Source organism: Sulfitobacter sediminis, assembly GCF_040811725.1.
GTDB classification, from domain to species: domain Bacteria; phylum Pseudomonadota; class Alphaproteobacteria; order Rhodobacterales; family Rhodobacteraceae; genus Sulfitobacter; species Sulfitobacter sediminis.
Map to the genome: position 1 here is coordinate 15,103 of NZ_JBFNXX010000028.1, position 21,403 is coordinate 36,505.

Below are 21,403 nucleotides of genomic sequence, written 5' to 3' on the forward strand. Positions count from 1 at the left end.
CCTGGCTCACTGGTTCCGCCTTATGTGGGATAAGCTCTGGAAGTAGCTGCACTTCATACGTGCAAATCAGAGCGACGGCCTTACTATTCATCTGACCTCTGCAATGGCTGTCAGTCGCACGGGATAAGCCGAACTGGAATCGTAAGAGCCAACCGCAAGCAAAAAAAACGTGCCACCGAAGGGCCTTTCCCACATCCGTTACTATCGCCGGATCGGAGTGAAGTCTAGTACGGACGACCTAGACAATTGAGCGACAGTGATAGGGGTCTTCCCTGAAGCCAACAGCGCTTTAAGGATTTGGGGTTCGCCACACCGCCGGAAATCGATGATGAAAAACTGCCATCAGACAATGGATGATGGAGCTTGACCCGATGACCGTTTCCCTGGATTACGCCCTTGCTGACTGAGCGGAGCCGGCGATTGGCCACAACGCGCAATTAATTTGGTCGAGCACCGCCAAGCGGCAGTAAGTGCCGCATTAATTCGCAAGCCTTCTCGACAGCACGCTCGTGTCGAACCCTACGGTCCTGGCGTGTTCCGTACAAAACCACCGTCCCCTCACTAAGCATTGCTAAAATCTGAACAAATTCGGCGGCCGCTTGCGAGTCTACTTCAGGAAAAAGGTCTTCGAGCATGGCTGCAACTTTAGCCATTTGATAGTCGTATAAATTGTCGATGCTATCCCGAATAACGTCGTCACGAAGCGACATTGTCCAAAGCTCACGGAAGAGTACCATTGTCTCATATTCAGTCGCATCTTTGAGAAGAAAGCGAACTAGTTGATCCAATGATGTGCTAGGGTCCTTGGCGATCTCGGCAAGAATTTGTTCAAATTGCTCCGCATATTGAGTCGTCAGCCGTTGAATTAGCGCGATCAAAAGATCTCGCTTCGACGGGAAATGATAAGTAACGTTTCCAAGCGAGAGGCCCGCGGCCTCTGCAACCTTGCGCATACTCAGATTCGCGCTACCTACTTCCGTCAATACCTGATGCGCCGCCAAAACTATGTTATCGATCGTTTTTTGCGATCCTTTAGGTCGGGCGCCTACTGTGTCGGAGGTTTCGCCACTCGGCAATTTTCTATCTTTCTCACCGCGTTTCAACTTAAACTCGCTTGTTGATGCACAAAGACTGCCCGGGATCTTGTACGCCGATCTGAATCTCCGTGCATGACTGACCTCTGATCCATTGAGACGATGATTTCAAGGGTGTCGACCGACAACCGATTGCCATAATCAAAAGCCCGCTGATGTCGTGGTCTTTTGGTTGTGCATCATTGACGTGGGCCATTGGGCATCACGTTTCAATTACCCGATATCATTGCCGAATTTGACCGAAACATCAAACCGCGCCGCCGCTGAGTGATGCGTGTTGCCTGCCGCGTCATGCGCAACAACGCGCTGCCGCGGCTCCAATAGATGAGGTCTGCCGATCGTGACCGCCCTTTGTTTGTTTGAAACCGGTATTGCCCATATGACCGGTCTTCAGTGAGGTTGCGGCCAACGGGGGCGATCCTCCTAGCATTTTCGACCTCTTCTCGTTGTCGAGTGGTGGCGGCCCAGTGAGAAGAACGGCCAAGAGGACCGCTCTCACCGGTTTTGGAGCCGTTTCGCTGGCTTCTGGACCTACGTGTCCGGCCGCTTGGAATGCGACTCGGGGTTCTGGATTGGTCGCCGATCATACCGATACCGCTGCAGCGGGCGGCCCGCGCAAAGTGTTGATCAAGCCAAGGATGCCGGCGACGACCCCCTTCGGCAGAGCGGCCTCGGCCATCTGGAAGATGGCGTAGCGACCGTGCCGGACGAGACGGGCACCGGTCTTGATCAGCCGCACGCGTAGAGAGGTCAGCGACCATGTCTCGATGTCTTTGGGCGTGGCCAGCGTCTGAAGAAAGTTTGCCAGGTTGTACGCCGGGGCGTGAAGCTGAAGCCGTACTGCGTTGGCCGCAAACTTCATGCACGAAAGCCGCGTCCACTTGAGCGCATGCTTGCCCTCCTTGATGTGCTGCTCGGCCGTGCCGCGACCGTTGTAGAAGGCCAGCACCCGTTCGTTCGGCAGGCTGCGGTTGGTGACGATGAAGCCCACGCGGGGGAACAGCTCGCCGGAATGGAACTCGACCTTGGCCACGATCCGGCGCGGCCTCGACCAGCTCTTCGCCCGATAGTGGAAGCTGGCGTAGTGGCGTACGACGTGATGCGGTGGTCGGCCGGGGCCGCGTTTGGTCAGGAAGTCGATCCGTTCATAGAGCTTCCGGTTGCCCTTGATGCGGATGGCGTAGTCCCAACCTGCGGCTTCCAGCAGGTCGAAGAGCGCCGGAATGGCGAAGGCGGCATCGGCGCGGAACCGCCGTCGTTTGATCAACGGCCTCGCCTCCGTCGCGTAGCGCGCCAGAACGGGGCGCAGCACATCTTCCCAGCCATCCGCGCTGTGGACATTGCCGGGGCGAAGGGAACAGCGCTCCAGGTCGCCGAACTGGTTGAACAGGAACAGCGGGTGCAGGCACTTCGACTGGAAGTGGCCGTTCCAGGCCGATCCCTCCTGGTCGCCATGCACCGGGCTCTCGGAGCTGTCCATGTCCAGGGTGATAACCTTCGGGGGCCGCCGGTCGTGAACCGCGTCGATCCAACGACCCGGCAAATCGATCAGTGCCGTGAGGTTGTTGCTTTGCGCTAGCATCTCGGTCTCGAACCGGTCCATCGCGCTGGCTGAGGCCGCACCGTACTTCACCGCCCGTCCGCCGACAATATGACGCATCACCGGATCGCGGCTGAGCCGGTCGGCATCGTTGAAGTCTTCATAGCCCGCAAGCTGCGAGAAAATTGATTGGCGCAAGAAACTGATGAACCGGTGGCGACCATTCCGACCGGTGCGTGGATCGGCGAACAGCAACGCGGCCATATCGGTCAGGCCAAGGGCGTCGTCTAGCTCCCGATGTAGCAGCAGGCCCCCGTCCGAACTGATCGCAGAACCGCAGAACTCCACCTTGACTGAGCGATCAAATTCCAGCCGAAGTGGCCCTGCATCCGCTTTACCCGTCGCGTCCGCTGCCAAATCTCTGCTCCATCTTCGCTAAGCTATTGATGAAGAATAATTATCATCTATCAGCGGATCGCGAAATCGACATCTATCTGGGATATCCGGGTGAAAACAAGAAACCAAGGTTCACCACAAAAGGGAATCCCGAATCCGATCAGATGCAAGGCACTTTAGGTCGTGCGTACTAGACCTAACTTGGCCTTCCTGATATAAAGACACGTGTAGTGCAGCGAGGGGGAGGTGAAGGTTGTGAAACGCGATGAAAAAAATCAAGGGTATATTGGAATGATGGCCTCCCAATTCTTGGCTGGCCTGTTAGCCCTGCTTATGTCCGCACATTCAGTTACGGCACAGGACGCGACACCTCCAGGCGATAAGAAAGTTGAGTACTCACCTTATCCTGAGAAGTCATTTCCAAATACTGTTTATTTTGGTGATACGCACTTACACACGTCCTTTTCCACTGATGCCGGTATGGTTGGGAATATTCGCGGCCCCGAAGAAGCCTATCGCTTGGCGCGTGGCGAGGCAATTACTTCAAGCTCCGGATTAGAAGTACAGTTGTCCCGTCCATTGGATTTTCTCGTGGTCTCTGATCATGCAGAAAATTTAGGCTTGGCGCCGGCCATCGCCGAGTCCAATGAAAATTTGCTACTAAATGCCTGGGGCAAGGCTGTTCACGACAGAGCAAAAGTATCGAATGATCCGATTGGCGCTTATGAAATGTGGATTACACAAGTGAATGCCAAGGATGACAAACTAGACGGTTCAGGCATGTCAAAAGTCTTTTGGCAGCGTTCTAACGAGATATCTGACAAGTATAATGAGCCAGGCCTGTTCACCGCGTTGATCGGATATGAATGGACCTCCATGCCAAATGGCAACAATCTGCATCGAAATGTTGTGTTCCGAGATGGCATGGATAAAACGTCACAGATTGTCCCTATGTCATCATATGACTCCGATGATCCAGAAGACCTGTGGGCATGGATGGCAGCCTATGAGAAAAAGACAGGGGGTAGAGCACTGGCGATTCCGCATAATGGCAATTTATCAAATGGTCTAATGTTTGATGACGTAACACTCATTAGCAAAAAACCTATTGATAATGATTATGCCCAACGCAGAATGCGCTGGGAGCCAGTGATTGAAGTGACGCAGATTAAGGGTGATAGTGAAACTCATCCTGCCTTGTCACCTAACGACGAATTTGCCGATTTCTACTCTTGGGATACGGGAACATTCGGCGCGAATCCCACGACACCCGATATGCATCCAAGAGAGTATGCAAGAGCGGCATTAAAACGTGGTTTAGTCTATGAAGAAAAGCTGGGCGCGAATCCGTTTAAGTTTGGCGTGATTGGTTCGACGGACTCGCATACCGCCATCGCCAGCACTGAAGAAGATAACTTTTTTGGCAAGGTTAGTATGGCGGAACCCAGTGCCGACCCACATTATCGTTTAGATGAAGTGATTGTTGGGCGATTTCTTGCTGATCCAAGTAAACAGATTCGTCATTTCCAGACAGCATCCGGTGGTCTAGCGGCGGTGTGGGCCCGAGAAAATACGCGTGAAGCCATTTGGGACGCGATAGCGCGAAAAGAAGTCTATGCCACCACCGGCACCCGACTTCGAGTGCGGTTATTTGCCGGGTGGGATTATGTTGAATCGGATTTAACGCGTTCCGATTTTGCTGAATATGCTTACCAACACGGAGTGCCAATGGGTGGCGATTTAACAGCCGCGCCCGGCAACAAGGCTCCATCATTAATGGTTAGAGCATTAAGAGACCCGGATGGCGCCAATCTTGATCGTGTCCAAGTAGTTAAAGGATGGGTTGAGAAAAATGGCGAAGCATTCGAAAAAATTTATGATATTGCCGTATCCGATGGTCGTGAAATTGGTAAAGATGGTCGTTGTAAAGAACCTGTCGGCAATACAGTAAATTTGGAAGATGTAACATACACCAACGCAATAGGTGATGCGTTTCTTCAGGCGTATTGGAAAGACCCTGACTTCGATCCAGAGCAACGGGCGTTCTACTACGTCCGGGTTATCGAAATCCCAACGCCAACTTGGCTTGCTTACGACCGCAAAGTTTTTGGCTCAAAAATTCCTGAAGGCGGCAAACAAGTTCACCAGGAGCGAGCTTATACAACTGCAGTTTGGTACACACCCTAAATCTATGTTAAGTTTGGAAAAAATGGCCCGTCTTGTTTTTGCAGGTCTATTTACTCTGCTGATCTCAGTTTCTGCACATGCGCAGGATGTCGCGGTCGAAGAAAGCGACGTCACACTGGATCGTAGGGAATATTCGCCATATCTGCACCAGGCACACCCGGACAGGGTTTTCTGGGGCGACACGCACCACCACACGTCTTACTCGACTGACGCCGGCATGATCGGCAATCGGCTCGGGCCCGAGGAGGCGTTGCGCTTCGCGAAAGGCGAACTCGTGACCTCGTCTACCGGTTTGCGCGCAAGGCTTATTCGACCACTCGACTTTCTCGTGATTTCTGACCATGCAGAGACCCTAGGCCTCGCGCCAATGATCGAGGAATCGAACCCTCTGCTGCTCAAGGACCCGATGGGCAAGCGCTTTCATGACCTCGTTAAGTCGGGGAGGGGTTGGGAAGCCTACAATATTTGGAAAGAGAGTGGCGCCGCAAACGTCGACCCTATGCCCAATACAGAACTTCAACGCACGATGTGGGAACGGATTATTGCCACCGTGGACGGGCACAACCAACCAGGCGTGTTCACTGCATTTCACGGATTTGAGTGGACTTCCACTCCCAACCTGCGCAACTTGCACCGGGTCGTGATCTTCCGCGATGGTAAGGAGCAAGCGAAGCAGGTCGTACCCTTCTCCATGTTCGATTCGACGGACCCGGAGAAGCTCTGGGACTATCTTGAGGCCTACGAAAAAAGGACCGGTGGTCGCGCGCTAGCCATTCCCCACAACGGCAACCTCTCTCAAGGGCTCATGTTCTCGGTGGAGACCATGTCGGGAAAGCCGATAGATACCGCTTACGCGAAGAGACGCATGAGATGGGAGCCGATATACGAGGTAACCCAAATCAAGGGGGACGGTGAAGCTCACCCGTTTCTCTCGCCGACCGACGAATACGCCGACTATTACACATGGGACAAAGGCGACTTCGGTCTCAACCCCAAACAGCCGGAGATGCTCCCGCACGAGTATGCACGCGGCGCCCTTAAACTCGGGCTTGAGCAGGAGGCAGAGCTTGGCGCCAACCCCTTCAAATTCGGCATGATCGGTGCCACCGACAGTCACACTTCGTTGGCGACCACCCGTGAGGAGAACTTCTTCGGAAAGTTCTCAGGCGTGGAGCCTGGTCAGGAGCACCGTTTCACAGACCTGATTTCGCAGGATCTGCGTCCAGATGGTGACGGCAGTCTGAACGTATATCACTGGGAATCTACTGCAGCGGGTCTCGCCGGGGTGTGGGCGCGCGAAAACACTCGTGAAGCGATATTTGATGCCATGTCGCGCAAGGAAGTGTACGCCTCTACCGGAACCCGTATGCTGGTGCGCGTGTTTGCCGGGTGGGATTTTGAGGCCGATGAGGTCCATCGTCCCGACTTCGCAACACAAGGTTATCAGCGTGGCGTCCCGATGGGGGGCGATCTCTCCGATGCCGCCGAGGGGCAAGCACCAACATTCATGATACGCGCCCTGCGAGATGCGGACGGCGCGAATCTCGATCGTATTCAGATCGTAAAGGGCTGGCTCGACAAGACAGGTCAGGCGCAAGAAAGGATCTATGACGTTGCAGTCTCGGACGGGCGCAAGATCGAGCCCGACGGTCGCTGCAAGACGCCGGTCGGCGATACGGTCGATATCAGCAACGCAACCTTCACGAACACCATTGGTGACGCCGTGCTAGCAGCATACTGGAAAGACCCTGACTTCGATCCAGCTCAGCGTGCCTTCTATTATGTGCGCGTACTTGAAATCCCGACGCCGACTTGGCTTGCCCATGATCGTAAGGCGCTGGGCGTGGCGTTACCAGAAGCAGTGCTCGCAGAACCTAACAAGTGGCTCAAGCATCAAGAGCGCGCGTACACTTCACCGATCTGGTACACTCCGGAGTCTTGAGTAATGGGGGTCAAAATTAGGCAACTTGAACGGCTGATCAAGGAGCCGCTTTTCCATTTCCTCGCTATTGGCGGCCTGATCTTTGCAACATTGGCGACGATTTCCGAGCCTGCTCCGGATCCGGCTGACAGAATCGTCATCGGACCCGAGCAAATCGAGCAACTAGTGACGCGTTTCGAGGCGGTCTGGCGACGCCCGCCGACCAACGAGGAGCGGCGTGCCTTGATAGAAGATCTTGTCCGCGAGGAAATCTACTATAGAGAAGCGCTGGCGCTCGGCCTAGATCGTGACGACACGGTGATCCGGCGGCGGATGCGTCAGAAGATGGAATTTCTAACGGACACCGCCGCCGATCTGCTGGAACCCGCAGCCGGCGAACTTGAAGCCTATTTAGAAGCAAACGGACAAACCTATCGAAATGAACCGCAGCTTTCCTTTGAGCAGATCTATCTGGGCAAGGAACCCGACCCTGACAGCGTCGGACGGTCGATTAGTGCGCTGCGCTCCGATCCTGAGACCGACCCTACAAAGTTAGGCCAAAGCAGCCTCATCCCGGTACGGTTCGCTCTCTCGCCACCGCGAGTAATTGACGGCGCGTTTGGGCAGGGCTTCTTCGAACGGGCTGCTGAACTCCCACCCGGGTCATGGGCTGGGCCCGTGAAGTCCTCGTACGGAGTCCATATCGTTCGTGTCCGTGATAGCTTGCCCGCGAGGATGCCACCATTGGAAGAAGTGCGCGCCGCCGTTTTGAGGGACTGGAAGGTAGCGAAGGCGAAAGAGATCCGAGAAGCGCACTATGGCCAGCTGCGTGAGCGCTATGTGGTCGAGATACCAGACGACGATACGCAGAAGACGCAGAACAAATGAGGCGTTTTATATGCAGGCCGGCTCTCACGCTGATGATCTATCTGGCAGGCGCGCTCGGATTTGCCAATTCTTCATATGGCCATGCGCTGGAGCCTGGTTATCTGGCGCTTCGCCCGATCGAAAAGGAGATTTACGCAGTTACCTGGAAGATGCCGGCGGTCGGCGGGCGACCAATGGCGATCGCCGCCCGGCTGCCTGACAACTGTGATGCGCGAACGCCAGCACAGCCAGTCTGGGACGGCACCGCTTACGTTTCTCGCTGGACCACGACCTGCCCGGGTGGCTTGGTCGGAGGCACCATCGCGATCGAGGGCTTGTCCGCCACGCAGACCGACGTGTTGATTCGTATCCAGCACACGGACGACACCGAACAGACCGCGCGGCTGACGCCCATGTCGTCTTCATTCACGGTCAAATCGGTCCCTGGCCCGTTTGACATAGCCAGAACCTATCTCGCGCTCGGCATCGAGCATATCCTGCTCGGCATTGATCACCTGCTGTTCGTCTTGGCCTTGCTAATTCTTGTGTCTGGCTGGCGGCGCCTGATATGGACGATCACTGCGTTCACTGCTGCGCACAGCATTACGCTGGCGGCAGCGACCTTGGGCTTCGTTCGTGTCGCGCAAGGACCGGTTGAGGCCGTAATCGCACTTAGTATCGTCTTCGTCGCGATGGAGATCGTGCATACGCGTCAAGGCCGGCCGGGCATCGCTGAAAGCCGGCCTTGGATCGTCGCCTTTGCCTTCGGCCTGTTGCACGGTTTTGGATTCGCTGGCGCCCTCGCCGACCTCGGACTTCCCGAAAACGACATCCCGATCGCACTCCTGCTGTTCAATGTGGGCGTCGAGGCTGGGCAGCTCCTGTTCGTCACGGCAGTGCTGACGGTCATGGCAATATGGCAGCGTCTCCAAGCACCTTGGCCACAATGGGGCTGGCGGATGCCGGTCTACACGATCGGATCGCTCGCCGCCTACTGGACGATCGAACGGGTTGCCAGTCTTGTGCTGGTGTGACTGTCCCAACGGAGACTGGTTCGAATTAGTCTGCCAGCACCACTGGGCTATCGCCCACCGGCACCGGAATCCATCGTGCCGATGGCAACCAGGCTTATCATGCACTAAAGCATTTCGAGATTAGTTTGAGATATATCCGGCAGCCTTGAAGTAGTTCCAGCACTCTGCGGGGTCATAGAGGTCACATACTGCGCCGATGGCCTCGAATACAGTTGTGAAGGATCGGGCTCCGATCTTTCGGAGGTGCGCTTTGAGCTTGGAAAAGGCCAGTTCTATCGGGTTCAGGTCTGGCGAGTATGGCGGCAGATAGAGGAACCAGCAGCCGTGAGCTTTGAGGGCTGCTGTGGCTTCCGTGTTTCGATGGGTTGCAAGGTTATCGAGAATGACCGCTGTGCCGGGGGCGATATCAGGGATCAGAACTTCCCGGACGTATGCGGCAAACGCAGGTCCATCCATCGCCCCCTTGATCACCCAGGGCGCGATCAGGGCATCACAGGTCAGCCCGGCGATCAGGGTCTGGGTGCCCCAGCTGCCGAACGGGGCATCCATGGTCAGCCGCTTGCCCTGAGGTGCCCAACCGCGAAGCCGGGTGAGGTTGGTCTTCACCGCCGTTTCGTCCAAAAATACAACGCGGTCTGGCATTTGGGCGATGGCACGCGAACGATGCATTGTCCAGTCGTCGCGCTGCCGCCTCACCTTCGCACGTCGGCGCTCGGTGGCCACCAACGACTTTTTTTGTGTGTGAAGCCGAGGCGCTTCAGTAAACCGGCAATGGCGGAGTGATGCACGGTAACGCCTTCCGCATCGGCAAGCGCATCGCGCAGTTCGAAAAGCGTGATGTCCGGGTCCTGGGCCACCAGTTCCTGAAAGAAGCCATTATGGGCAGCCAACTTTCCAGTACCCGGCGGGCGGCCCATAGGGGCGACACTGGCCGCGCCTGACTGGCGTATCTTGCGGGTCCAGCGCGCACCGGTCGCAGCGGATACCTGCAGACGCCGAGACGCCTCTCTCCCTGACAGGCCTTCATCAATCAATCGTGCAAAACGATCCCGCAGTTCCTTCGGCAATGGTGCTGGCATGTAAGCGATCCTCCCATAAAGGGTGAAGCACAAATCAAAGCTCAGGGGAATCCTTCCGATTCAAACTTTGATCGAAACGCTTTAACACTCAGGCGGGGCCGATCAGGGGCACAGGCAAAAATAGCTAGAAAATGTGAGGTTATCTGTTAACGCTCGGGCAGTTAAAGCGTGATTCTTGCGCATCGATAAAGAAGACTGTCATGCGAACACTACTAAGGCTATCACTCTCGGCCATCTTTTTTGTCTGGACATTTTCAATGCAGGGCCTGGCTCAAGAAACCGCCGTTCCTGGCAAAGTCGGCGCAGCATCGAGTGAAACAGTCCTTGCTCAGGACATCTCGCCGGAACAGTTAACCGAACTGGTCGCTCGGATGTCGGACGACGACCTGCGGGCCTTTGTGATCGAACAATTGAAGATACTGCTGGCAGGTCAGACAGGTTCAGCGGATGCGCCGCTCACGGCGATAGATCGGATAAACCTGTTGTGGATGGCGTTCTCGCAACCGATCGTAACGGCGGTCGACCGATTGCCGACGCTCGTCGAGCGGCAGGGCGACGCGTTCGCCACCTTCTGGCAGTCGCAAGGCGGGATGAGTGGTATTCTGATGCTATTCGCCCTGATGTTGTTGGTATTCGTCATCAGCTACGGTGCCGAGCGCGCCGCGCGGTGGTATCTGAACCAGTCGCTTCAGGAGTTGGCGCAGAGCGGACGGCCCACGCTGTGGGCTGCCCTGAGATACCTAGGGGGGCGGCTTTTTCGCGAAATGTGTGGGCTCGTGGTTTTCATTGTCGCAGTTCGAATCTTTGGTCGCTTCATTCTCGATCCCAGCCAGTTGACATTCGCCGCCCCGTTTTTCACTTACCTCGTCCTGATACCGCGTGTCGGTGCGGCGTTGTCGCGCTTCGTCTTGGCGCCGCACCGTCCCGATCTCAGGCTGGTGACGGTCAGCGATCGGTGGGCGGGTTTCCTGCATCGCAATATCATAGGTCTTTTGCTGCTGGCCGGTTTCAATATTTTCGCGCTCGATTTCAGTTTCCAAAACGGACTTGCTCCCGGAGAGACCCGGTTGGGCTTCTGGATCGACAGCGCGGTGTACCTGTATGTTATCTTAATCGCCTTAATCGCGCGCGACGGGCTGATGGAGATGATGCGTGGATCAGACCCCGACCGGACCGCGTTCGACGAAGGCGTGGCCCGCGCCTATCCCCGCTTCGCGATTCTGGTTGCTGCCGGGATGTGGGTCATCGTGACGACGTTGGTGGGACTCGGCCAACTCGGACAGGTGCTGAAGGGCGCGCAATACACCACGATGTTCTGGCTGCTTATGGCGCCTGCACTTGATACCGCCATCCGTGGGCTGGTCCGCCACCTCGTGCCTCCCATGGAAGGCACAGGTCCTCTCGCGGAGGCGGCATATCACGCCAACAAGCGCAGCATGATACGTATCGGGCGGGTGCTGGTCGGCGGGGCCATAGTCGTAATCATCGCTAACGCATGGGATTTCCCCTGGTTGCAGGCGACGGCGGACCGCGCGGGGATCGGCGACGAGCTTCTCGCATTTCTGCTGACACTGGTTGTTGGCTACATCGCGTACGAGTCCGTTTCGCTCTGGATCAATCGCTTGCTGGCCCGAGAAAGAACCGGAGGTGACGTCGAGCAAGCTGAAGCCGGCGAGATCGGCGGCGCTGGTGCATCGCGCCTTTCGACGGTCTTGCCTCTGCTCGAGACAACATCGCAGGTTCTGATAATCGTGGTGTTCACATTGCTGGCCATTGGCAATCTCGGCATCGATATCACGCCGCTTCTGGCTGGGGCCGGTATCGCTGGGCTCGCCATTGGTTTCGGCGCGCAGAAGCTGGTTACGGATGTCGTGTCGGGAATTTTCTTCCTAATCGATGATGCGTTCCGGCTCGGCGAATACATCGAAATCAGCGGCACGATGGGGGCGGTCGAGAAGATTTCGATCAGGTCTATGCAACTTCGTCATCACAACGGCCCGGTGCACACCATTCCTTACGGCGAGATCCCGCAATTGACGAATTTCAGCCGCGACTGGGTGATCCTGAAGATGAAATTCACCGTCACCTTCGACACTGATCCGAACAAGGTAAAGAAGATCTTCAAAAAGATCGGAGCGGAGATGCTGGAACATCCTGAGCTCGGCGAAGATTTCCTGCAGCCCTTCAAGTCTCAGGGTGTGGCCGACATCGACGACGTCGGAATAGTGGTCCGCGGTAAATTCATGGCAAAACCCGGCAAGCAATTCATGATCCGCAAGGAGATCTACAACCGCGTGAAGGCCGAGTTCGAAGCCAACGGGATCGATTTTGCGCGGCGCGAAGTGCGCGTGGATATCCCCGGGCTAGAGCATGGCAAAGATTTGACACCATCAGAGGAAGGAGCCGTCACTGCCGCGGCGACATCCGCAGCCCAGCAAGCAGTCCAAGGGGGCTCCGATCCGGAATCCGGCAAGACCTAGTGAAAAGCGCAAGCAACCGCCGATGTCCGCTTCCATGCTTGTCAACGCGCAATGGGTTGCTCCACAGTCGTTTTTGTGACCCGACCGTTTGACAGTTGCCGATCACGAGCGCGAGAAAGGAAAAGGTATGAACTCAGGGTTGCTCCATGCGTGGTCAAAGTGCCTGATCTTGGTCGCAGCGCTGACGCTCGCGTCCTGTAGTAGACCGCCCTCGATCATCGGCGTCGAGCACCCTGATATCCCGGTCGCATCTATCGAAGACGCATCCATCAAAAAGGTCTTTATTGCGACCACGAGATCGCCGTCGGACAAGCCCGGAGTATTCCTGTCAGCGAACAGGTCCAAGGAACTCGGGCTCGCTTCGGTCGATGTTTCAATACCGCCAATCCACGAAGCCGGTAACCTAGAACGGCCGAAGAGGCTGCCGCCCGATCCCCGGACAGAATTCACGGTGATAAACCCTGTGATCTACGCATCGGACGCTGCCTTCGTCCGTGAATTGAATGCCGCGTTAATGGAATGGCCAAAGGGCAAGCGCGAAATTCTGCTGTTCATTCACGGATACAACACCTCAACGACCGATGCCGTCCTGCGCCTGGCGCAATTCGCGCACGACAGCGGTTTCGAGGGGGTGCCGATCCTGTTTTCCTGGGCTTCCGCCAGTCAGACCGCGAAGTACGTTTTCGATCTCAACAGTGCATTGATCGCGCGTGAAAAGGTGTCGCGGCTGTCCTTCCTTCTCGATCAGACGAACGCGGAAACCTACGATATTCTCGCACACTCGATGGGCACCCTTCCTACGATGGAAGGTCTGCTTGAGCGGTCGCGCCAGGGACAACTCAACCGGCGCGGTCGACTTGGCAACGTAATCTTGGCGTCGCCGGATATCGACCTCGACCTTTTCCGGTCGCAACTGGCCCAATTCGTTGACCGACCCGACAATTTTTTTGTCCTGCTGTCCAAGGACGACAGGGCCTTGCGGTTGTCCCGGTTCATCGCCGGTGGTGTGCCCCGCGTGGGGGCCGCCAACGCGGAAGAACTCGCAGGACTGGGCGTCACCGTGGTCGACCTGTCAGAAGTGGAAGACAATGGAACGCTTAGTCATGCGAAGTTCGCTGCGTCGCCCGATATTGTTAAGCTTATCGGCCGCGGCTTGAACCAGGCCAGCCGCTTCGACCAGTCAGAAGCGACCCCGCAATTGGAGGACACACTCGTCGCGCTGTCCGTACGGATCCTATTTTAGTGCGCACCGGATTTCCGGAGCCGATTAGGACGTGCGTTCTTGTGCCCGTCGGCTGGTGTTTCGAGCGTCGTTCTCTTGCAAAGCAATCCAAGCGGAAGGCAAGGCTGTAATGAACCCGCACATCCTCGCATCGCTGGCGGTTTTGGTTGGGACGCCACTCCTGACCATTGCGAGCTATATCACCGCCCGGCGGGTTCTCGCGCCGGCCGTGTCTACAGACACGTCGGAAATGGCAGCGTCCATCGCGTTTCGTATCGCGGCATTCCACGGGTTGATGATCTCGCTGGTCTTTGCGGGTGTCGTGCAGACCTTCCAAGACGTGCGCGGGCAATTGATAGTCGAGGCGACCGCCCTGTCAGAGATCTTTGCAGATTTGGAGTTTTTCGAAGGGGAGGCCGGTACATCCGTACGGGATACTCTGAAGCAGTACGTGGCCACCGTTATTGCGGAAGAATGGCCCGGCCTCGCGAATGGCACAGCCCCTGCCGACCAAGCTTGGCGTATTCACCGCGAGATGCGCAAGAGCATCCTGAATTTGCCCGTGAATACGACCACTCAGTCGCAGATCAAACGCGCTTTGGACGAACGGGTGCGCGAGGTTTCATCCGCGCGACATGCGCGCTGGCACATGCGCTCGCTCTCATTGCCACTGGTGTTCTGGATTGCTGCGTTCGGCGGTTTGGTGTTTGTATCTATCTCTTTCTTCGTTTACCAGCCGAGCGGCGTCAATCTGCTGCTATTGACGCTGTACGGCTCTTATACCGGTATCGCGCTGGCTGTCATCTTTGCCTTATCGAAACCGTTTGCGCCTCCAGCATCAATGTCGCCCTTGGCGCTACAGGACCTCATCCTTCTACAAGAGCACGCAGCGCCTTAAGTGTCGGGTTGAGCCTTTTTGCCAGCTACGGCAACATATCTGTCCGCAAGAGCGAAAGAGAAATATCCTGAGGGTTGGCTTTGATCGCGTCGTCGAGCACTCTTATCGCGGTTTCCCGATTGCCAAGGGCGGCATGAATGCGGGCAATCATTGTCCAAGCGTCGATGTGCTGTGGATCGAGTGTTACCACCTCTTCGAAGGCCGCCACGGCGGCCTCGAACTGGCGTGTGGCAAGAGCAATGCCGGCGATGACGATGTGGGCCTCGGGGAAATCTGACTTGGCGACCAAAGACTGCTGCCACTCGTTGCGCGCGCGGTCCAGCTTTTGACTAACTGACGAAGGCAGTCGCACGGCCCGAATGTTCAGGAACTCGCGTGCGGCGGCGATCCGGACCGACTGCGATGGATCGTCGAGCAAAGGCAGAAGGTTCTGGATGGCAACACTACCCTGAGCGCCCCGCTGCAACCGGACCGCAGCGGCACGCACCAGGGGATCCGGGTCTGTTAGGAGCGCGGAGGTCCTTTCAGCGATTTCTGGATCACCGATCTCCGAGAGGAGATCAATCGCGCTCGCGCGCACGATCCCTGGCAGCCCATCGTAGATTGCGAGATCGACAAGGTCATCGCGGGCGTTGTCGGGATTCAGCCGAGCCGGTGAAAGCACCTGCGCGAAATGAAATTGCGTGTGCCGCCCGTCAGGATACCACTGCGCGACCGCATCGGCCGCCCATGCCGGTGAGCGGTCAGAATGGCAGTCCGAACACGCATTCGGCGTGCGAAGGCTGACCGACAGATCCGGTCGTGGCACGCGGAACGAATGATCGCGGCGTCCGTCGATACCCATATACGTGCGTTCAATCATGTGACACGATTTGCATTGCGCACCGCTGCTGCCCGCTGGATGGAAATGATGCGCCGGACTGTCGTATTCCGCGAGCCGCAGCGACGGGAACTCCGGGTTGCCCGCGCTCGAATGGCATTGCGTGCACACGCCGTTGCCGTCCGCCTTCAGATCCGCAGAATGTGCTTCGTGGCAATTTATGCACCCGACGCCCTCGGCGTACATTTTTGACTGAAGAAAGGAGCCGTAGACATATACCTCTTCGAGGATCTGACCGTCCGCGTGATACATGCCCGGCCGCAACGTCGACAGACGGTAAGAATCGTGGAACGGAGCGCCGGGCAAGGGATTGCCATCGAGGAACGGCTCTCGCCGGGCGTGACAGGTGGCGCACTGTTGGATATCCGCCTCGGTATTCTTGCCAAAGTCCATCGTTAGCCCGACCGAAGACAAACCGCGCCAGTCCTCCGCATCGTAACTCAACGCAGGGTCTGCCCATGCGATGTGGGCCTCGCCCGGACCGTGACACGACTCGCAACCGACTCCGATTTCGGCCTGCGAGCTGGCATAAGTACGATTGACCGGAGAGTAGTTCTTCTCAAAGCCCGTTGCATGGCATTCTGCACATCGACCGTTCCAGTTTTTGTAAGGTCCGGTCCAGTGAAATGCGTCGCCGCCGCGTAGCTCTTGCTCGGGGTAAAGGTGATACCACCTGCGCTCTTCCACATCCCAGACCACGTCGAAGGACTGTAATCTGCCTGGCTCGGTCTCAAGCAAATACTGCTGCAACGGTGCGACGCCGGCGACGCCGGCGACTGGGTATTTCGTCAATTCGCGATCTGGCCCATCGGTTTCGATAATGAACTCCTCACCCTCTCGAAAGAAACGAGTTGTGACCCCCTTGTGCGTGAACGATGATTGGTTGAAATCACCCAAAACATGCCCCGCTGTAGGGGCTGTCCAAGCAAGCGCATGATGAGACTTATTCCACGTCTCATAGGCGTCTTTGTGACAGTCGGCGCAGCGCGCCGACCCAACGTATTCTGGCACAGCGAGGGCGTCTGCGAAGGCGACAGTTGCAGAGGCGATAGTGACGATCGACAAGACCGCACTCCAAACCAACCGCCAAGCGCGGCTTGGAGGCTTGGCGAAGGCTGCCGCCGCTTGGTAGACGGCCATATGACGGCTGGTGAACTTAGTAGTCCTGCTTTTGGTATCCGCTCTCATCGAACCGGCGTCTTCGTGAATGTCATGTTTGGGATGGTGATAGGTCTTGGCCAAATTGGAGGGACTAAGCATAGGGGCGACGTGTACCCGTAGCTTTTTCCAGGCTTTGCAGCTAATCAAGCGTGTCACGGAATGCGCGCGGTGTCATGTTCGTCCATCGGCCAAACGCACGCGTGAAATGGGCGTGCTCCGAATACCCGAGACACTTCGAGATCTCTGATATCCGAATGTCCGGTTCACGGATCTGCTTCAGCGCTTGGTCTCTGGCCCATTCATCCACTAGTTCGAAAAAGGTCGTGTGCTCTCTCGCGAGCTGGCGCTGCATTGTACGCGGCGACATCTCGATTATTTCGGAAACATACTCGATGGTTGGCCGACGCCCGGGGGCGAGCGAATTGAACATTGCGCGCAGGCGGTCGGACAGGCTTTGACTGGGAGCCCATAGCGAGCATTTCGAGCGTGGAAATTTGGTTGCCGGCTTGCGCAATATCCAAGATATCGGGAACTGCACCTCGTGCGCATACCGGGACACGCGCACTCGAGTGTCGCTCAAATCGATCGGCAAGGAGGTTTCCGGCATCCGGTCCAGCGTGATGTCCAGCGACGAGAAATTGCAATATTTGCCACCGAATTGGCTGAGGCCGTCTAGCATTAATAATAGGGAGCAACCTTCGATGATCTGCTCTACCCGGGTCTTGCGGTGGGCATAGTAAGAGTTGATGCCCGCCCGAAATTGACCCATTCGGACTCTGACACTGTGGTAGGTAAGCACGCGCGCACGATGGTTCGTCGCGCGCCGCGCTGCTTCCGCAAGGGAACCAGAAGAGAGCAGATACTGACCGTAATGGTGGGTGTTCTTCAGGCGGTAAACCGGCTCGAGATCCTCGACCGGATTATCGGAAAATTCGTACCGGTCTAGCCGAGCTATGAAGTCAAAAACGAGCTGTTTGGGCAACCATGCCATCGGATCGTGCGGGGAAAAAACACTCAGACCACTGGCGTTAAGGTGCTTGTCTACATTTGCACCGCGGTCTTCCAGCAACTGGATCGCCGGTGTCAGGCATACCGCCTGCACAAGTTCCACCACCATCGTGTCCAACAACCCCCGAATTTTCAAAAAGTTTCTTTATGATACACCAGACTTGGCGTAGTGACGCTTAATTCTCATGGGTGGCGTGAAATGGTAATACTCTTGCCACTGCCAATTAGCTAGTCTTGCGAAGTGGCCCTGGGAAAATGAAGCAACATGGAGAGCATAATGATTGAATTATCGCGCGCGCGTCGCGCAATGAAAACCGTACTGATAGCGCTGGCTATTGGGGTTACGGCTCCCGTAGCTTGGTCGCAATCCGCTGAAAAACCAAACATCTTGGTAGTATGGGGAGACGATATCGGCATCACGAATATCTCGGCTTATTCGGAGGGCCTCGTCGGCTACCGGACGCCGAACATCGACCGTGTGGCCGCAGAGGGTATGAAGTTCACCGACTACTACGGTGAACAGTCTTGCACCGCTGGCAGATCGTCGTTCATCACCGGGCAGAGCGTGTTTAGAACCGGGCTGTCGAAAGTCGGTTTGCCTGGGGCCGAGCTTGGCATGCGCGAGGAAGACCCAACCATTGCCGCTCTTCTGAAGGCACAAGGCTATGCCACAGGCCAATTCGGGAAAAATCACCTTGGCGACCGCGACGAACACCTCCCCACAAATCATGGGTTCGACGTGTTTTTCGGCAACCTGTACCACCTGAATGCCGAGGAGGAGCCGGAGCAGGAAGACTACCCGGCTGACCTCGTCCTGAAGGATGGCCGGACCTTTGCCGAAGCCTTCGGCCCGCGTGGCGTCATCCGCTCCACCGCAGAAGGTGAGATCGAGGATACCGGTCCGCTGACGAAAAAGCGCATGGAAACCATTGACGACGAATCCTCTTCAGCGGCCCTGGCCTTCATCGAGGAGGCGCATGCCAACGGCACACCGTTCTTCGTTTGGTGGAACGGCACCCGGATGCACTTCCGCACCCACGTGAAGGACGAACTGCGCGGCATTTCGGGGCAGGACGAATACGCCGACGGGATGGTTGAACATGACATGCATATTGGTCTGTTTCTCGACAAGCTGGATGAGCTTGGTATAGCGGACAACACCATCGTGCTCTACTCGACCGACAACGGCGTGCACATGAACACGTGGCCCGATGCCGGAATGACACCATTCCGCGGCGAGAAGAACACCAACTGGGAAGGCGGCTGGCGCGTTCCGGCAATGGTCCGGTGGCCTGGTAAGGTCGAAGCTGGCACGGTATCGAACGATATCATGCATCACATGGACTGGTTTCCAACACTTCTCGCAGCAGCCGGTGTTCCCGATGTCAAGGGACAGCTTCTGGAAGGCGGTGTACAGGCGATTGACCGCGAGTACCGGGTCCACCTCGACGGATACAACTTCCTTCCCTACCTGACAGGTGAAACCGAGGAAAGTCCACGTGAAGAAGTCTTCTACTTCACTGACGACGGTGACTTGAGCGCACTTCGCTGGAACGATTGGAAGCTGATCTTCTTGGAGCAGCGGCAGGAAACCACGCTCGGAGCATGGTTCGAGCCTTTCACACCACTGCGTGCTCCACTGATGTTCAACTTGCGTCGCGATCCGTTCGAACGCGCCAACCTGACGTCGAACACCTACTGGGATTGGTACATCGACCATGCCTATTTCCTGGTCCCTGCGCAGTTCTACGTAGGTCAGTTCCTGCAGACCTTTGTCGAGTACCCGCCGCGCCAGAAGGCGGCGAGCTTCTCGCTCGAACAGGTGCTTGAAAAACTGCAAGAGGGTGTTGGGTCCAGGTGACCTGACCCAAGATAGGACGCCGCCCCTGCCGAATGCGCGCAGGGGCGGCGCACGTAACGCCAAGCTCGCGTTTCCATCACAGCCATCGAACCCTGAGGAGACCTGTCCATGCCTCGATTCCTGAAATCCGTGCTCCTCGTTGGAGCGATTCTTTCCATCCAGGCAAACACGGCCGATGCGGACGCGCTCGCTACAGAGGGCACGCGCGGATCGATAACACCTTATGTCTGGGGCACGTCCGTAACCGGCGATGCAAGCGTCGGTCCCTTGTCGACCGAAGTCGATCTCTCCTTTTCGGATATGTTGGAGGATCTGGAATTTGCCCTGATGGTCGAAGGCGAATACTGGAATGGGCGTTGGGGGCTCTTGGGCAACCTGATGCATTCTAACCAGCAGAGCAACGGAGGCGGCGTCCTCGCGACGACTACGGACATCAAGATGACGATGTTGGGGGCCGCGGTCGCGTATAGGTACGGCCCATTCCCGAACTCTGCCAACCGAACCCTCTTCGATGCGTATGCCGGTTTGCGGTACACGAAAATGGACGTGACGCTGACGACAGGAGGCGGTGCATCTGCCAGCCGGGAAATCGATTTTACCGACCCGGTGATCGGCGGCCGGTTCTTTATCGAGCTAGATCCGGAGTCCCGCATGTTGATCGGGGGCGACATCGGCGGATTTGGCGTCGGGTCCGACCTTTCCTGGCAGCTTTACGGCTTTTATGCGCGCGACGTGAAACTTGGACGGACCCCCGCGACAGTATCCTTAGGATACCGCGCCCTCGGTCAGGACTACACTACCGGCGGAACTGTACCGCTGACCATCGACACGACATATCACGGTCCGGTTGTCGCCTTGTCATTCCACTTTTGAACCACTCCAAATGCCAGCAGACGCAACGACCACGTCCCGGATAGCTGCGCGGCGGGGTTGGCACTGTAAGACGGGATGCTGTGCCCTGACGTGGACACTCCGGGGCGGGGGACGGCCTTTACTGAAGAATATGATGATCGTCTTGCGCACCGGCAGGCGCGGGTTGCGATACTGAGGGATAACGAGGGCGAGATGACCGATCAGGACTAAGAAAAGATAAAACTGCCTCGACCACCGGAGCAATCACGTGACGGCTGAAGCCGCCGAAGGCGCTACTATCGGCTTCCTCCTGCACCACCGCGTTGGCAGTAGGAATAAGCCTGCTGTGCTTTCATCGCGTGACCGACTTCCAATGCGTTGATCTGGCGAGGCGGCTTCGTGCTAATTCCGAGGCCCGCAGCATTGGTCGTGAATACGACCGTCTCCCGCCCGCCCGCAGATTTACTTCTGGCGCGACCTCGTACGATCGCGATCTCCGTCTGCCAAGACTGTCTTTGGACGCGCGCGACATAGTCACCCGCAGCGCACCAGAACATCCATCCACTGGAGCCACCCGCGTCCGCGATGACCTCAAAGCGATCTGCGTCGACCTGGGCAACCGAATTTCGTGGCTTGGCCTCCGCGGACCCTGACGACGTTGCGACAAATGCCAGAATAGCGAAAGCTATAGGCTTGTTAGTCCAGAGCATTTGCATCCCTACCCATCTAGCGCTGAAGTTCATGATCCAAAACACAATCGTCCAGATGCATACATCTCAGTAAACTAATCATAGTGATAATATGATCTCTGGGAACGATGATAAACACGTTCTCGTTACAAACTGTCTAGGCAGCCGACTCATAAAACTCGATCCAGAGCCTGACCGATGCCAGTTTGATCATCGACAGGAAATTGCGTGACG

General features: G+C 56.6%; 15 protein-coding genes. 9 read left to right on the plus strand and 6 right to left on the minus strand.

The features are described 5' to 3' along the window. Positions 1 to 437 precede the first annotated feature (437 nt). Together AB2B41_RS20630 and AB2B41_RS20635 are read right to left on the minus strand one after the other, a co-directional pair. The gene (locus AB2B41_RS20630; protein ID WP_367879717.1) at positions 438 to 1,103 is read right to left on the minus strand and encodes a TetR/AcrR family transcriptional regulator; all 666 of its coding nucleotides are present in this window, start codon (positions 1,101 to 1,103) and stop codon (positions 438 to 440) included. 574 nt (positions 1,104 to 1,677) lie between these two features. Continuing rightward, entirely contained in the window at positions 1,678 to 3,051 is a 1,374-nt protein-coding gene (locus AB2B41_RS20635; RefSeq protein ID WP_367879718.1) for an IS1380 family transposase, read from the minus strand. 234 nt (positions 3,052 to 3,285) lie between these two features. Here AB2B41_RS20635 and AB2B41_RS20640 point away from each other — a divergent pair, with 234 nt between their 5' ends. The 4 genes from AB2B41_RS20640 to AB2B41_RS20655 are packed head-to-tail and all read left to right on the plus strand — an operon-like array spanning position 3,286 to position 9,039. Further along, on the plus strand, positions 3,286 to 5,217 hold the full coding sequence (locus tag AB2B41_RS20640; RefSeq protein ID WP_367879719.1) for a DUF3604 domain-containing protein: 1,932 nt from the start codon (positions 3,286 to 3,288) through the stop codon (positions 5,215 to 5,217). Further along, on the plus strand, positions 5,117 to 7,159 hold the full coding sequence (locus AB2B41_RS20645; RefSeq protein ID WP_367879720.1) for a DUF3604 domain-containing protein: 2,043 nt from the start codon (positions 5,117 to 5,119) through the stop codon (positions 7,157 to 7,159). The genes AB2B41_RS20640 and AB2B41_RS20645 overlap by 101 nt, the downstream gene beginning before the upstream one ends. 3 nt (positions 7,160 to 7,162) lie before the next feature. Next, positions 7,163 to 8,026, plus strand: coding sequence for a peptidyl-prolyl cis-trans isomerase (locus AB2B41_RS20650; RefSeq protein WP_367879721.1), 864 nt, complete (start codon positions 7,163 to 7,165; stop codon positions 8,024 to 8,026). Positions 8,027 to 8,058: 32 nt separating this feature from the next. Beyond that, the gene (locus AB2B41_RS20655; RefSeq protein WP_367879722.1) at positions 8,059 to 9,039 is read left to right on the plus strand and encodes a HupE/UreJ family protein; all 981 of its coding nucleotides are present in this window, start codon (positions 8,059 to 8,061) and stop codon (positions 9,037 to 9,039) included. A 120-nt stretch (positions 9,040 to 9,159) separates the two neighbouring features. Here AB2B41_RS20655 and AB2B41_RS20660 read toward each other — a convergent pair whose 3' ends face one another. Further along, a complete protein-coding gene (locus AB2B41_RS20660; protein ID WP_367879731.1) occupies positions 9,160 to 9,762 on the minus strand; it encodes an IS630 family transposase in 603 nt (200 codons plus the stop codon). Next, entirely contained in the window at positions 9,732 to 10,118 is a 387-nt protein-coding gene (locus AB2B41_RS20665) for a helix-turn-helix domain-containing protein (protein WP_367879723.1), read from the minus strand. The genes AB2B41_RS20660 and AB2B41_RS20665 overlap by 31 nt, the downstream gene beginning before the upstream one ends. Positions 10,119 to 10,318: 200 nt before the next feature. On the opposite strand from AB2B41_RS20665, the gene AB2B41_RS20670 reads away from it, so the two are divergent. The 3 genes from AB2B41_RS20670 (at position 10,319) to AB2B41_RS20680 (ending at position 14,718) form a co-directional block, all read left to right on the plus strand. Further along, positions 10,319 to 12,598 carry a mechanosensitive ion channel family protein gene (locus AB2B41_RS20670; protein ID WP_367879724.1) on the plus strand — a complete coding sequence of 760 codons (2,280 nt, stop codon included), beginning with the start codon at positions 10,319 to 10,321 and terminating at the stop codon, positions 12,596 to 12,598. An 88-nt stretch (positions 12,599 to 12,686) separates the two neighbouring features. Then, a complete protein-coding gene (locus tag AB2B41_RS20675; protein WP_367879725.1) occupies positions 12,687 to 13,841 on the plus strand; it encodes an alpha/beta hydrolase in 1,155 nt (384 codons plus the stop codon). Between the two features lie 109 nt (positions 13,842 to 13,950). Next, a complete protein-coding gene (locus AB2B41_RS20680) occupies positions 13,951 to 14,718 on the plus strand; it encodes a bestrophin-like domain (RefSeq protein WP_367879726.1) in 768 nt (255 codons plus the stop codon). A 25-nt stretch (positions 14,719 to 14,743) separates the two neighbouring features. Here AB2B41_RS20680 and AB2B41_RS20685 read toward each other — a convergent pair whose 3' ends face one another. Together AB2B41_RS20685 and AB2B41_RS20690 are read right to left on the minus strand one after the other, a co-directional pair. Further along, complete coding sequence (locus AB2B41_RS20685) at positions 14,744 to 16,840, minus strand: cytochrome c3 family protein (protein WP_367879727.1); 2,097 nt, start codon at positions 16,838 to 16,840, stop codon at positions 14,744 to 14,746. 58 nt (positions 16,841 to 16,898) lie between these two features. Beyond that, on the minus strand, positions 16,899 to 17,876 hold the full coding sequence (locus AB2B41_RS20690) for a helix-turn-helix transcriptional regulator (RefSeq protein WP_367879728.1): 978 nt from the start codon (positions 17,874 to 17,876) through the stop codon (positions 16,899 to 16,901). 168 nt (positions 17,877 to 18,044) lie between these two features. On the opposite strand from AB2B41_RS20690, the gene AB2B41_RS20695 reads away from it, so the two are divergent. Both AB2B41_RS20695 and AB2B41_RS20700 read left to right on the plus strand, forming a co-directional pair. Next, positions 18,045 to 19,628, plus strand: a complete 1,584-nt coding sequence (locus AB2B41_RS20695) for an arylsulfatase (protein WP_367879729.1) — start codon at positions 18,045 to 18,047, stop codon at positions 19,626 to 19,628. A gap of 108 nt (positions 19,629 to 19,736) precedes the next feature. After that, entirely contained in the window at positions 19,737 to 20,501 is a 765-nt protein-coding gene (locus AB2B41_RS20700; protein WP_367879730.1) for a hypothetical protein, read from the plus strand. Positions 20,502 to 21,403 lie beyond the last annotated feature (902 nt).